The sequence below is a fragment of the Paenibacillus sp. Lou8.1 genome, from assembly GCF_024213565.1.
Taxonomy (GTDB): Bacteria; Bacillota; Bacilli; order Paenibacillales; family Paenibacillaceae; genus Paenibacillus; species Paenibacillus polymyxa_B.
Genome location: NZ_JANAVN010000008.1, coordinates 252,104 through 265,010, shown reverse-complemented (window position 1 = coordinate 265,010; position 12,907 = coordinate 252,104). Strand labels below are relative to the sequence as shown.

Here is a 12,907-nt window from a genome sequence, read left to right as displayed (position 1 = left end):
CATAACCGTCCCTGAATCTCATCCAATATCTTATAAATAAAATAAAAAACGCTTCTGTCTCCACGATTGTCACGTGACAAACACATGGACCAGAACCATTTTCATGTTTTAAATTCGTTGAGATGCCGTGAGGACAGACGCGTTATTCAGTCGCAGCATTGATTGTTCTGTGCGCTGGTAAACGTCAGGAAACCCCGACACCTATCGGAATGAGGTACATGCCCGCTTCATCATCCTGTTTGATTACGACCTCCACGTCATAGACCGCCTGGATCAGCTCAGATGTAACGACCTCTGTAGGTGGGCCGTTCGCTATAATACGCCCTTCCCTCATGGCAATCATCACATCGCTATACCGAATAGCCTGATTGATATCATGCAGCACCATCACGATGGTCAGTCCATGTTCCTGGTTTAACTGCCGAATGAGCTCTAAAATTTCAAGCTGGTAGTACATATCCAAATAGGTGGTCGGCTCATCCAAAAATAAAATTGGCGTCCGCTGTGCCAAGGCCATTGCAATCCATACACGCTGTCGTTCTCCTCCTGAGAGCTGATCCAACGTGCGAGTTCTACGTTCGTTCAGATTAGTACAGGCTATCGCCCACTCGATCGCTTCCTCATCCTCATCACGTCTCGCTGTGAACATATTCTTATGCGGCAACCTGCCGAAGCTGACGAGTTTTTCTACAGTCAAGTCGGAAGGTGCCTCATTCTGCTGATGGACTACTGCCAGTTGACGGGCCAGCTCCTTGGGCTTGTAGTGGGCTATCTCCTTGCCGTCCAGAATCACCTGGCCCAAGCGGGGAACAGCATTGTTGGACATCACGCTGAGCAGCGTCGATTTGCCGCATCCGTTGGGACCAATTATGGTCGTAATCCGTCCTGACTCAATAACAGTATTAATAGCGTGCAGACGATCCGTTTTCCGATCATATGAGAAGGTTATATCCTTAATGTCCATAGGTGCGATCCGCCTTTCTGATCAGGAATATCAGGAACGGCCCGCCAATGACGGCCATAATAATAGAAGCCGGGATTTCATTGGGAGCAAGCACTGTCCGCCCCAGTGTATCCGCGAGCAGCAACAGCAAGCCGCCGCATAATGCGGAAAATGGAATCAGCCACTTATGATCCGAGCCAACCAGGTAGCGGGCACAATGCGGAACGAGCAGGCCGATAAAGGCAATTACTCCTGCGATGGCTGTAGCCGTTGCTGCAAGCAGCACTGCAATCACAGAAATCAAAAGTCGTGCGCGCGTTACATTGAATCCTAGATTTTTAGCTGTTTTATCTTGAAGGGACAAGAAATTGCACCAAGAGAACACGAGCATGGCTAAAATTAGCCCAATCCCGCCATAAGTCACAATAACCTCGACATCTACCCATTTTTTCATAGACAAGGTTGATGTAGTGACCTGGTTAATACTGGTGACCGCATAACTGCCTCGATAGTTAAACGACTGACCTAGACCGGAAAAAATAGCGTTCACAGCTACCCCGATCAGAATGAGACGAATCGGATGCAAGCCAGATTTCCACGAAAACCCATAAACCATTAGGCAGGCTAACGCACCGCCAATAAATGAAAAGAACGGCATCCAGAAATAAAGCGCCGGAAAGACCGTCACCGCAATCAGCGAGATCAATGCCGCTCCCGAAGAAATGCCGATAACCCCAGCATCCGCCAGCGGATTTTTCATGACGGCTTGCAGCAAAACACCCGCTACTGCAAGTGCTGCACCTGCCATTACGGACACGAAAATTCTCGGTAGTCTCAGGTCCTTGACCACATTCACCTGATCATCTGTACCTGTCCACAATCCGGTCACCAACTGACTCAAATCCACCTTGAGACTGCCTGTCATCGCTGAATACAGCATGACGCCAACGAGCAAGACAATTACAACAATAAAGCTCCAACCTTTTTTGGACATGTCATCAGCTTCCTTTAATTCGAAGGATACAGCATTTTCATCAGCTCATCCAGCGCCGAGTTTGCCGCTAAATTCCCTGTTGTGCCAAACAACGGTTCAGGCAGATCATAGACATGCCCATTTTTCACAGCGTTGAAATGCTTCCAGATATCGTTAGTTTTGAACTCTTCATCGAACATTTTCACTACTTCATCCGGCATCCCGTGTGCAGCGCGCAAAATGATATCGGGGTTGGATTGCTGCAAGGCTTCGGTATTGTGGGCAATGAACTCCACCTTCTCGCCCTGAACCACATTGGTTCCGCCTGCAATTTTAACCAGATCCCCAATATAGGAATGCTCGGTAGCCACCAGATAGCTTCCCGGTACTCCCAGCAAAATCAATACTTTAGGGGATTTCTTCCCTTTGATCTTTTGTTGAATCTCGGCTACTTTCGCATCCAAAGCTCCATTAATCTCTTTGGCCTTATCGGCTTTGCCAAACGTGTCTCCCAGCTTTTGAATTTCTTTTTGCATATTCGCGAGACTTTCAAAATTTAAAAATTCGGCATTGATTTCCAAATCTTTAAATTTAGGCTCCAGATCATATTTCAGTGTCGTCACCGACAGTACGTCCGTCGGCTTCAATGACATCACTTTTTCCATATCAGGACTCATCGGATTACCCACATCAGGCACATCCTTGTAACGGTCAGGCAGCACTTTCGTGCTTGTCGGCTTGCCTGCCAAATCCAGGCCCAGTGCATCCGTGATTTCCGCAATGGCTACCGTAGTCGCCACAATACGAGGAGCTTGAGCTTTACCGTCAGACGACTTTCCGGTTGCATTAGATGTTGCCGCTGATTTCGAACCATCGCTCTGGTTCTGCCCGGCCTGTGCCCCTCCCGAACATCCAGCCAGCAACAAGATCACGATGCCGATTAACATATACAAACCAAACGTTTTTCCTTGAGCCAATGCTATATACCGTTTCATGAAAATCCAGTCACCTCAATTCAAAATATAGAAAAACAGTAGGAGCCCCAACCTTTTCGGGTATGTAAATGCTGACAAGTCTTGATGCCGGGGCACCAAGACTTGCTCGCATACAAACTTTGCTGTTATTCAGACTTCATCGATTATCACAACCTGAGGCTACTTCGCTTTTAGGCTTTCTTCATCAAATTGGAACTGAACTGTATACCAGTGATCATACGGCACTCCGCCAAGGACCAAACCAGGCACAATGACGTGTGTGTAAGCACCCATTTTCTGAGACAAGTCCCCTACCTCGAATTGAACGACACGTGTATCGCCGGATGTCGAGATTACTTCCACATCTTTCAGGGTACCGTTTTGCTCCACTTGGAGAGCTGGCATCCAGGAGCTATTTTTCAAAGTAATTTGAAGATAGCGCTTGTCTCCCTTTTCAATCAGTGTAGCTGGCTTGTCGAGATAACCGTCCATAACGGAAGCTTCACTCGTTTTATCTTTAAATACATTGTAATTAATCGTGTATTGCTTCTCGGAAGCCGTTTGAACCGGTTGCTCAACTACTGGTTTTGTTTCAGCCACAGATGCAGTTGTTTCTGCTGCCTTGTCCGTAGAAGCTGCTGTTGGTTCAGTTGCGGTTGCAGTTGTAGCTGCATTGACTCCCTCACCTTTAAGCGATGCACGGTCAAATTGAATCTGTCCGCCGAATTTCTCATTTAGAATGTGTTTCTCAGGCAGATATACCTGTGTGTACACACTCAACTTTTTATCCAGATCAGGCACTTCGAACGCAATAGTGTGCGTATCACCTTTGGTGTCCGAACCCATAATCGTAGGATTGGCATAACGGCCTTCAAAATCCGTTTGGAATAGCTTCAAAGCCTGGTTGTCCGTAACGGTTACATGGGCCTGCACCTTACCATCTTTCACAATCAATTTCGCTAGATTTTGTACAAAAGGAGCCGCTAGAGAATCCTTGTCCGTTCCGTTTGCAAGCACACGGAAGTTCGCAGTGTACTCTCCATCGGCTAAGTTATTTTTCCCCTGTTCTACTTCGTCTGCTTTGGTTTCGTTGTGATAAGACACATTACTGGTATCGAATTTAAATTCAAAATCGTATACCTTCTCTACCCGATCCTCAGTCTTAAAGACCATCGGAGTGGCACTTGCCACTTTAGGGGCTTCATAGACAACTAGTTGGCCTTTCACATTGTTTTTAAAGTCATTTACGCTAAAACGAACGTGCTTCGTATTGCTTGCTGCATCTTCCTGGGTCACTTCTGCGTCTCGGTAGTCCCCGCTTGCGTTGTCCCAAATGCGCAACGCCTTCACTTCATTACTGTTTTGCAGCTTCAGACCTACAAACCGTTTGTCGCCTTCCACGACCAATTGCGCCGATTCGTCAGTGATGAAGCGTTGAGCCGGAGAATCCACTCCTGTGGAACCATCAGACAAAACGATACTGAATTTCAAAGCATATTTGCCATTGACAAGCTTGTCAAAATCCAATTTGACGATAGGATCTGTAGCTCCTGTTGAGGAAGGCTCGACAAAGCTGCGAATAGTAGCAGGCTCGAATTGAAATTGCACATCATATACGTGATCATATGGGATGCCGCCCAAATCTAATCCAGGTACAATGACATGCGTATTCACTGTCACTTTATCCGACAGATTTGGCACTTCAAATTGTACTGTTCTTGTATCTGCGGATGTCGATTGCTCAACCACCGGAGCTTCTGCACCATTTACTTTAAAGGTTTTGATCCAGCTGCTCTTGTCCATTTTGATCTGAATCACATTTTTACCGGACTGTCTTAGCAGCGTGGCTGGTTTTTGCATATAGCCATCCATCACAGATATTTCATTGCTTCCGTTTTTAAGTACGGAGAAATCAATGCTATATCTCCCGTTTTCAGTCACGGGAGTTGTACCGCCATCAGTCCCTTTTACCGTGATGCTGCTGCGGTCAAATTGCAGACGAAGCTTATGATCCATCTCATAAACCCCACCTGGATAGGTCGTGCTCACATGTACTTGTGCATTCAAAATCGCGTCCAAATCCGCTACTTTGAATTTCACAATACGCGTATTGGCTGTCTTGTCCTCACTTACAATATCCGCATCTGTTAACGTTCTGTTTTGTTCTGTTTTGAACTCCGTTACTGTGGTGCTATCTTTAATGGTAAAGGAGACTTCTTTTTGTCCCTTCGATACCGTCAAAGTCGCTGGAGACAACAGATATTGTGCCATCGCTGACGCTTGATCTTTTGTGGCGTGCAGCGCGTTAAAGTTAATCGAGTACGTTCCATCCGCCAAATCTGATGGTGCGGGTACAGAGGCCAGCTGAAGATCTACGTTATAAGTATTCACGTAGCCCAGCTCAGGCCAGTTGATGCTTACCCATGCGTTCAGCTTGGCAGGCAGATCTTTTACTTCAAACTCGATCATTCGTGTATTCGCAGTTTGATCTTCACTTACAACAGAGGTGTCGGTTAACACTCCATTTTGCTCTACCTTGAAACCATCAATCTGCTTACTGTTCTTTAATATAAATTGGACATATCGTTTACCACCATGCTCAATTAGAGAGCCTGGTTTCTCCGTATACCCATCCATCATTGACTTTTCATTGCTTTCATCTTTCAAAAGGGTAAAGTCCAAATCAGCGAGTTTCTCTCCTGTATTAGGAGGCGTTACCGGTGGTGTTACAGGTGGAACCGTTGGATTCTCCGTTGAGTTTTTAAGTCTCAAACTGGAAGGATCAAACTCAATCCATTCCTTCACTGAACGGTCTGGATCAGTATCTACATACCATGGAGAACTGCTATTAAATCCAAACTCCGTATTTACATTTTGATGAAAATCATAAACATCGAAGCTTACAGTCCCGGAAGTTTTCCCAGAATCCACCTCTATTTTTGCGGGAACTGTTTCCCCGTTTTGTTCAACTAAAAATTTCGAAAGACCTTGAGATTCCGCAAACTTAAATGAAAAATGGTATTTTCCATCCTTAATGATCAAATCTCCAGGATAGGTATAGTTTGTTTTGAAGCTTGAATCCCTAGTGCTACCGCTGACTGTCTTTCTTAAAGGTTTGTAATCGATCAGGTATTCTCCATCTGCATAGGTCGCATCAGTAGTGGTCACAGCATTGGTAGGCTCAGCATATGTGCTGGGCACTTCTACCGGAATCTCATAAGTAGCATAAGTAGCACTAGTGACTGTAGTGCTTAAATCGGGCAAATTCGACGAAGTGGACTCACCCTCAGGTGTTGCTCCTACATATGGTGAAAATAAAGAAAACAACATTAGAATAGCAGCAAATGTCGTTATAAATTTGTTAAATCGGCTTTTCAAGGTGATGTATCCCCCTACTTAAAATATACTCATTTGGAGCTTTGAAACTAAGCTCCAAATGAGTATTCAATTCAAAATTATATTTTCAAAAAGAAGTCTTAGATATCGCTGTCGTCGAATTGGAATTGAACAACATAGTCGTGATCGTACGGAATACCACCCGTGTATTCTGCAGGCACACTTACATGCAGTTTAACGTTCAATTTTTGAGACGGGCTAGTTACAGGGAATTCGACTATTCTTGTATCCCCTGATGTGCTTACTACAGTCGCATTCACATACTGACCGTTTTGTTGAGTTTTGAATTCAGTAACCCAAGCACTCTTGGTAATAGCTACTCTCACTTTATATTGACCATTCGTAACAATCAGTGTGGCTGGTTTTTTCACATAACCATTTGTATCCATGTAAGATGGCTGAGTCGTTCCATCTTTATAAACGGTATAAGGCAATTGATACGTTCCATTAGGCAAAGCCGCGTTCGCTTTATTGTCAGAAAATGGAGCTAGTACCACAAAAACAAGCGCTGCCATCAGTACAGTAAGCATTACTTTTTTCAAAGACAATTTTTCCATACGATTCATAATCATGTTCATGTTCTTAATCTCCTTTTACGTTTTATTTTGGATTAGATTTCGTCGAATTGCAGTTGTACATCGTACTTGCCTGTGTAGCCGATTACTGGAATTGTAATTTCAGCGTAAGCATTCACTTTTGCATTCAGATCAGCAACTTCGAATTCCACTACACGAGTGTTGTTCGCAGTATCTGTGCTTACCACAGTCGCATCTTGCAATACGCCATTTTGCTCTACTTTGAACGTTGTAATCAGATTGCTGCTTTTCACAGTCAGACGAACGACATTTTTGCCATTAGCTACCGTAACCTGAGCAGGCTTCGTCAGGTAGCTATCCAATCGAGAAGTTTCATTGGTTTGATCCTTCAGAACGGTATAGTCTACGTTATACGTGCCGTCGGCTGCTGCCGCTTTAGCTGAGAATGGAGCAACGAGTGCAAAAACAAGCGCTGTCATGATCAATGCTACAAATACCTTCTTAAAAGAAAATTGCTCAAAGCGATTCATTACCATATTCATATCTACACACACTCCTCCATTTTTTATGCTTCAATTTGTGTTGATTTTATGAACGATAAAGATGGCTTGAATTTACTTCTTGGAAGATTTAGTTGATTTCGCTGACTGGACGGCTGCTATTTTTTTGACGCTTTTGGGATCAAAAGCGAAGCGGATCGTATAGTCATGATCGTAGTTATACGCAGGGACAGTAACATGAATTTTAGAGATTAGCGGGCTGTTCACACTCGTAATTGGAAATTGTACGATGCGGGTATCGGTTTTGGCATCCTTATGGATGACCTTTGTATCGATGATTTCGCCTTTGTAATCTACTTTAAACCCAGTTGTCCATTCGCTATGATTCAGCTTAATTTGCATGGTCATTTGACCTTTTTTTACATACAACTTAGCTGGTTTTTCAAAATAATCATTAGCCATGGACACCGAATCATTTTCTGCCTTGAGGATATTGTATTTGAGCGTGTATGTACCATCCGCCAATTTTGGAGAAGCCGCAGCGGCTACTACAGATGACGAAGTTGGCCAAAAGCTCAGCACACTCACCAGCAGAAACACAGCAATAATTGCAGAATACCCCTTCTTCATTTTGACAGCAGTCCCTCCCCACGAGAATAAACTAATTGATTATCATTCTCAATTGATAAGTAAAAAAAATAGCTCTTTTTGAGCCGTGTCTTCCCACCTTTCTATTCCAGAATTTCGCAAAATAAAGTAAACCCATCACCAATATATCTTACACTTTTCGAAAATGTCAATATGTATTTGCATGTACATAAACCCTTGATATATGCAATTTTTTAAGAAAAATTTGTAGTTCCTTCTTCTATAATTCGAATATAGCCCTTTTATTTTTAGTTCAAAATTTATTTAAAAATTTGCTTTTTTCAATTGACAATCCTCAGTGATATTCATTATCATTCTCTTATACATAAATGAAAATGATTATCATTATTGTTTAACTTGAAAATTGCAGGAGGAATAACATGAAATCTTATGTGTTGTGGTCATCCGCAGCGCTTTTATTGGCAGTTACCGGATGCAGTAATGGTACCTCGACCGCAGATCACAAACCAGCCAGTACTTCCGTATCCACCGCTTCAAGCACGACAAGTGGCGCGACGATTCAAGTTACTGATTTCTCAAAACGGACATTGGCCTTTCAAAAGGTCCCTCAACATATCGTTGCGCTCAGCAATGGCGATCTGGATATTATTTACGCATTAGGCGGGACAGCCGTGGGCAGACCCAACTCCAATGGACCTTCCGTCGTACCTGCTGCTGAGAACGTTCAGCAAATAGGCTCCACTCATGAAGTAGATCTGGAGAAAATTACGATGCTCAAACCGGATGTCGTACTAGGCAACTATCCTATGAATGAAAAAGACATCCCAGCCATTGAAGGAGTCGGTTCACAGCTGCTGCTGACGGGAGCCAATTCAGTTCACGATATTCAGTCGCAAATTACGCTGTTCGGACAATTACTGCAAAAACAGGCTCAGGCCGTGAAGCTGAACCAGCAAATTGACCAACAAGTAGTTAAGCTGCAAAAGGAAACCGCTTCTGCCTCAAAACCGAAGGTGTTGCTGGTCTACGGAGCCCCGGCTACGTATATGGCGGCACTGCCAAATTCATTAAGTGGAAACATACTGGAAGCTGCGGGTGGCTCCAACATCGCCGCTGATTTTCCGGGCCTGCAAAATTTCCCGCAATATGCGCAGCTGAACACAGAACGCATCATACAGGCTGACCCTGACTACATCTTCATCATGACCCATGGCAATACGGAAGATGTTAAAGCCGCATTTATGAAAGAAATGCAGGAAAATGCAGCTTGGAACGGAATCCGAGCAGTCAAAAACAATCAGGTCGAGGTTTTACCTTCAGATCTGTTCGGTACGAATCCGGGCACACGTGTCACTAAAGCGCTGGATTTGATGCATCAAAAGCTGTATCCGGCGAAATAGGCGATGGAGATGAACAAACTACAGCGCGCCAGAAGACGCACCATCGCCTGGATTACCCTTCCGATTCTAATGCTGGCCGTCTCTGTGTACGGTCTGGCCTACGGTTCGGTGTCGATTCCACTTCAAGAAATCAATCATGTTTTGCTACATAATGATGAATCTACATATAGCACGATCCTGATGGATCTCCGTCTACCTAGAGTATTAGTAGGTTTACTGGTGGGAGCTTGTCTTGCAGCTTCCGGAGCACTTCTTCAAGGTGTGATGAAAAATCCATTGGCTGACCCTGGCATTATTGGTGTATCGGCTGGAGGTGGACTTGCCGCCGTCATTACGATGGTGATGCTTCCACAGCTCAGCTACCTTCTTCCGATAACCGCCTTTTTGGGAGCCTTTCTAAGCGCAATCGTCATTTATCTGCTGGCTTGGGACCGAGGGGCATCGCCTGTCAAAATTGTGCTCGCTGGCGTTGCGATCAACGCGCTACTGGGCGCACTCACCAACGGCGTAATGGTCATGTACAGCGACCGCGTACAGGCCGTTCTTCCTTGGCTATCCGGCGGATTAAATGGACGAAGCTGGCATCATCTAGAGTTCATGGCGCCTTACGCCATCATTGGATTAATCGCCTCTTTCTTTGCGATTAAACCTGCTAATTTACTGCTGCTGGGCGACGATTCAGCACAGCTGCTGGGTCAGCGAGTAGAGCTTCAACGTATGCTCATTATCCTGCTGTCTGCCCTGCTCGCCGGTACAGCGGTCAGTGTAGCCGGACTAATCGGCTTTGTAGGGCTGGTCGTTCCCCATGTCATACGGCTGCTAATCGGGGAAGATTATCGTTTCCTCCTCCCCCTTTCCATGGTAGGCGGTGGAACGCTGGTTGTCCTGGCAGATACGGTGGCACGATCCTGGTTTGACCCGATTGAACTGCCTGTAGGTATTTTGTTGGCCGTCATCGGGGCACCGTTCTTCTTAATCCTGCTCAAGAAACGGGGGAATTTCGGATGACAGCCATTCAGAGTGAGCATATCTCCTTACAACGTGGGTATTTCAAGCTGGTCGATGTGAATATCACCTTGCCCGCTGGTCAGCTCACCGCGATCGTCGGACCAAACGGTTCAGGCAAGTCCACGCTTTTGCGGATTATGACCCGGTTGCTCAAGCAGGATCAGGGTCAGGTTTCCGTGCTGGGCAAACCCGTGCAGGAGTACAAGCGGCGTGACTTTGCCCAGACGATTACAATGCTGCCGCAAATGAAGGATATGCTGCCGTTATTGACGGTCCGCGAGCTGGTCGCTTACGGGAGATCTCCTCATGCCAAAGGCTTGAGGGTACGCCATACCGGACAGGACCAGCAAATCGTGGACCATGTCATGACGATCACGGGCATCCAGCCCTATGCAGATCGAATGTTCCATACTCTATCAGGAGGTGAACAACAAAAAGCGCGAATTGCAATGGCTTTGGCCCAACAAACAGGTATTCTTTTGCTCGATGAACCGACCACTTTTCTGGATATCGCCCACCAATTTGAAGTTATGGATATGCTGCGGCGTATCAATCACGAGTCCGGCTTGACGATTGTTATGGTACTGCATGATTTGCAGCAAGCTGCGGCCTATTGTCATCATATGATTGCACTTAAAAAGGGACGAATCGCCGTTGCCGGCGAACCCCGTGAGATTTTGACGTCTGCTTTTCTTCGCGACATTTATGAATTGAACGCTACCATCAAATTTGAGGATGGCTATCCGGTTATTATACCGACCATACCACATCATTCAGGAGGAATTTAATATGGTTATCGTTACAAATACATCTAAAATCACACCGGGCAATGCACATTTACTCATCGAAAGATTTAACAAAGAAGGAAAAGTTGAAAAAATGGAGGGCTTTCTCGGTCTAGAAGTACTGCTGACTGAAAACACGAAAGATTATGAGGAAGTAACCATCAGTACACGCTGGAAAGAAAAAGAGAACTTCCAAGGCTGGACGAAAAGCGAAGCATTCCGCGAATCCCATAGCCATCGTCAAATTCCGGACTATATTATTGAAAATAAAATCACGTTCTATGAAGTTAAAATCGTTCGTCATCCCATCGCCAACAGCGATTCCTCTTTGGCAAGTGATTCCGAAGCAGTTTAATCCTGCATAATAGCTAAAAACCAAAAAAAGCGGCCCGGCAGGCAAAATTAATTGTCCGCCGAGCCGCTTTTTTTATAAGGATTATGTCGAATTCCTCAAATTGTAGTTGAGCATCGACGTCCAATTTTCAGCGTCTCTCCGTGCCCCAGAACATGAATGCGTTCCTTCGCAATACCCATACGCTCACGCTCCGCTTCGAGCCGGTCCAGCGCCTCTCTTGGCGTATCATCCGCCAGCTTGAAGGCTCCGTAGTGCATCGGAATCATCTGTTCTGCGCCGCAATCTACAAACCCTTGCAATGCCTCCTCCGGTGTCACGTGCTGCGAGGTCATGAACCATTCCGGTTCGTACGCGCCAATCGGCATAAAGGTCAGGTCAATGGCAAAGCGCTCGCCAATCTCCTTAAACCCACGAAAATATCCGGTGTCTCCCACAAAATACAACGTTGGTGCATCCTCTGAGTCTGCATTAGAATGAGGATTGGATTCCGTGACGGACGTGGCAGAGCCAATCACCTGCTGTTCACTTTGCAGAACGTATCCACCCCAATGCGAAGTGTTCGTATCAAACGGCGTGCGTCGTGTCCAATGCTGGGCTGGAACAAACGTAAATCGTACCCCTCCTACCGTAAAATGCTCCCACCATTGCAGCTCATGACAGTTACGAAAACCTTTGCGGATCATTTTTGCCTTTAACCCCGAGGGTACGAGCATCAGCGTATCTGCACGATATAATTTCCGCAACGATTCTAAATGTAAATGATCATAATGGGAATGAGACAGCAGAATGATGTCCAGTGGTGGTACATCCTGAATACGAATGCCGGGCGGAGCCAACCTTTTATCAAAAGCCATACGCTCTGCCCATACCGGATCGGTGACGATATTCAGCCCAAGATACTGGATGAAAAAGGTGGAATGTCCCACCCAGGTGGCTGTCGCCATCTCCCGATTGCTATGCAGAAATTCCAGCTCCGGGGGATGGTTTGGCACAACGAACGTATAATCCTTTATTTTGCTGCGTCGCTCCTGCCGCCATTGTCTGAATTGCTTGATTGTTTTATCGGTATTTACATGATCCATATTGTTAAAACGTACTTTGGGCATGATGCAGCTCCCTCCCTGATGAACCCGTTCTCCAAAAAACACAGCGGTTCAATTTAACTATATATTGTCACTCGAGTGTGAACATGAAATGATGCAACATCCTGATATATGTAAAGTATAATTCAATCACGTCTGTAAAGGAAATTCTGCGATAATACAGCAAAAACAGACCTCCCGTATCAATCAGGAAGGCCTGTTCCACCTGTAGTTGTCAGTCTTGTGGATTTTTAAAGCGTGCCGAATAAATAAACAAAAACGCTATCGCCACGACAATAATGATAGGTGACTCGTACATAATCGTAAAATGCTCGAAAGCAGCCAC

13 protein-coding genes are annotated in these 12,907 nt (G+C 45.4%); 4 read left to right on the top strand and 9 right to left on the bottom strand.

The window, feature by feature from the left end; genetic code table 11:
* Positions 1–184: 184 nt before the first annotated feature.
* The 7 genes from NLX78_RS13710 to isdC form a co-directional block, all read right to left on the bottom strand.
* Positions 185–964: an ABC transporter ATP-binding protein gene (locus tag NLX78_RS13710; protein ID WP_254350696.1), complete on the bottom strand. Its 780-nt coding sequence runs from the start codon at positions 962–964 to the stop codon at positions 185–187.
* Complete coding sequence (locus tag NLX78_RS13705) at positions 954–1,937, bottom strand: FecCD family ABC transporter permease (protein WP_254350695.1); 984 nt, start codon at positions 1,935–1,937, stop codon at positions 954–956. Before NLX78_RS13705 ends, NLX78_RS13710 begins: the two co-directional genes overlap by 11 nt.
* A 14-nt stretch (positions 1,938–1,951) precedes the next feature.
* Positions 1,952–2,911 (bottom strand): heme ABC transporter substrate-binding protein IsdE, encoded by a 960-nt coding sequence (gene isdE, locus NLX78_RS13700; protein WP_254350694.1) that lies wholly within the window; start codon positions 2,909–2,911, stop codon positions 1,952–1,954.
* Positions 2,912–3,070: 159 nt separating this feature from the next.
* Positions 3,071–6,268: an NEAT domain-containing protein gene (locus NLX78_RS13695; RefSeq protein WP_254350693.1), complete on the bottom strand. Its 3,198-nt coding sequence runs from the start codon at positions 6,266–6,268 to the stop codon at positions 3,071–3,073.
* Positions 6,269–6,366: 98 nt separating this feature from the next.
* Positions 6,367–6,864: an NEAT domain-containing protein gene (locus NLX78_RS13690; protein WP_254350692.1), complete on the bottom strand. Its 498-nt coding sequence runs from the start codon at positions 6,862–6,864 to the stop codon at positions 6,367–6,369.
* A gap of 32 nt (positions 6,865–6,896) precedes the next feature.
* Complete coding sequence (locus NLX78_RS13685; protein ID WP_025718712.1) at positions 6,897–7,364, bottom strand: NEAT domain-containing protein; 468 nt, start codon at positions 7,362–7,364, stop codon at positions 6,897–6,899.
* A 72-nt stretch (positions 7,365–7,436) separates the two neighbouring features.
* On the bottom strand, positions 7,437–7,952 hold the full coding sequence (gene isdC / locus NLX78_RS13680) for a heme uptake protein IsdC (protein WP_254350691.1): 516 nt from the start codon (positions 7,950–7,952) through the stop codon (positions 7,437–7,439).
* Positions 7,953–8,350: 398 nt separating this feature from the next.
* Between isdC and NLX78_RS13675 the strand changes: the two genes are divergently transcribed.
* Genes NLX78_RS13675 through isdG form a run of 4 tightly spaced genes read left to right on the top strand, consistent with a single transcriptional unit; the run spans position 8,351 to position 11,479 of the window.
* Complete coding sequence (locus NLX78_RS13675; RefSeq protein WP_254350690.1) at positions 8,351–9,331, top strand: ABC transporter substrate-binding protein; 981 nt, start codon at positions 8,351–8,353, stop codon at positions 9,329–9,331.
* Positions 9,332–9,340: 9 nt separating this feature from the next.
* Positions 9,341–10,339 (top strand): FecCD family ABC transporter permease, encoded by a 999-nt coding sequence (locus tag NLX78_RS13670; RefSeq protein WP_254350715.1) that lies wholly within the window; start codon positions 9,341–9,343, stop codon positions 10,337–10,339.
* On the top strand, positions 10,336–11,127 hold the full coding sequence (locus tag NLX78_RS13665; protein WP_254350689.1) for an ABC transporter ATP-binding protein: 792 nt from the start codon (positions 10,336–10,338) through the stop codon (positions 11,125–11,127). The genes NLX78_RS13670 and NLX78_RS13665 overlap by 4 nt, the downstream gene beginning before the upstream one ends.
* Before the next feature lies 1 nt (position 11,128).
* Positions 11,129–11,479 carry a heme oxygenase gene (isdG, locus tag NLX78_RS13660; RefSeq protein WP_061831483.1) on the top strand — a complete coding sequence of 117 codons (351 nt, stop codon included), beginning with the start codon at positions 11,129–11,131 and terminating at the stop codon, positions 11,477–11,479.
* A gap of 95 nt (positions 11,480–11,574) precedes the next feature.
* Here isdG and NLX78_RS13655 read toward each other — a convergent pair whose 3' ends face one another.
* Complete coding sequence (locus tag NLX78_RS13655; RefSeq protein ID WP_254350688.1) at positions 11,575–12,585, bottom strand: MBL fold metallo-hydrolase; 1,011 nt, start codon at positions 12,583–12,585, stop codon at positions 11,575–11,577.
* A 211-nt stretch (positions 12,586–12,796) separates the two neighbouring features.
* Positions 12,797–12,907, bottom strand: coding sequence for a cytochrome bd oxidase small subunit CydS family protein (gene cydS, locus NLX78_RS26895; RefSeq protein ID WP_414126406.1), 111 nt, complete (start codon positions 12,905–12,907; stop codon positions 12,797–12,799).

Excerpts from the sequence above, each read along its gene's own strand:
- NLX78_RS13710 (WP_254350696.1), bottom strand. The coding sequence starts at position 964 with ATGGACATTAAGGATATAACCTTCTCATATGATCGGAAAACGGATCGT.
- NLX78_RS13705 (WP_254350695.1), bottom strand. The coding sequence starts at position 1,937 with ATGTCCAAAAAAGGTTGGAGCTTTATTGTTGTAATTGTCTTGCTCGTT.
- isdE (WP_254350694.1), bottom strand. The coding sequence starts at position 2,911 with ATGAAACGGTATATAGCATTGGCTCAAGGAAAAACGTTTGGTTTGTAT.
- NLX78_RS13690 (WP_254350692.1), bottom strand. The coding sequence starts at position 6,864 with ATGAACATGATTATGAATCGTATGGAAAAATTGTCTTTGAAAAAAGTA.
- NLX78_RS13685 (WP_025718712.1), bottom strand. The coding sequence starts at position 7,364 with ATGAATATGGTAATGAATCGCTTTGAGCAATTTTCTTTTAAGAAGGTA.
- isdC (WP_254350691.1), bottom strand. The coding sequence starts at position 7,952 with ATGAAGAAGGGGTATTCTGCAATTATTGCTGTGTTTCTGCTGGTGAGT.
- NLX78_RS13675 (WP_254350690.1), top strand. The coding sequence starts at position 8,351 with ATGAAATCTTATGTGTTGTGGTCATCCGCAGCGCTTTTATTGGCAGTT.
- NLX78_RS13670 (WP_254350715.1), top strand. The coding sequence starts at position 9,341 with ATGAACAAACTACAGCGCGCCAGAAGACGCACCATCGCCTGGATTACC.
- NLX78_RS13665 (WP_254350689.1), top strand. The coding sequence starts at position 10,336 with ATGACAGCCATTCAGAGTGAGCATATCTCCTTACAACGTGGGTATTTC.
- isdG (WP_061831483.1), top strand. The coding sequence starts at position 11,129 with ATGGTTATCGTTACAAATACATCTAAAATCACACCGGGCAATGCACAT.
- NLX78_RS13655 (WP_254350688.1), bottom strand. The coding sequence starts at position 12,585 with ATGCCCAAAGTACGTTTTAACAATATGGATCATGTAAATACCGATAAA.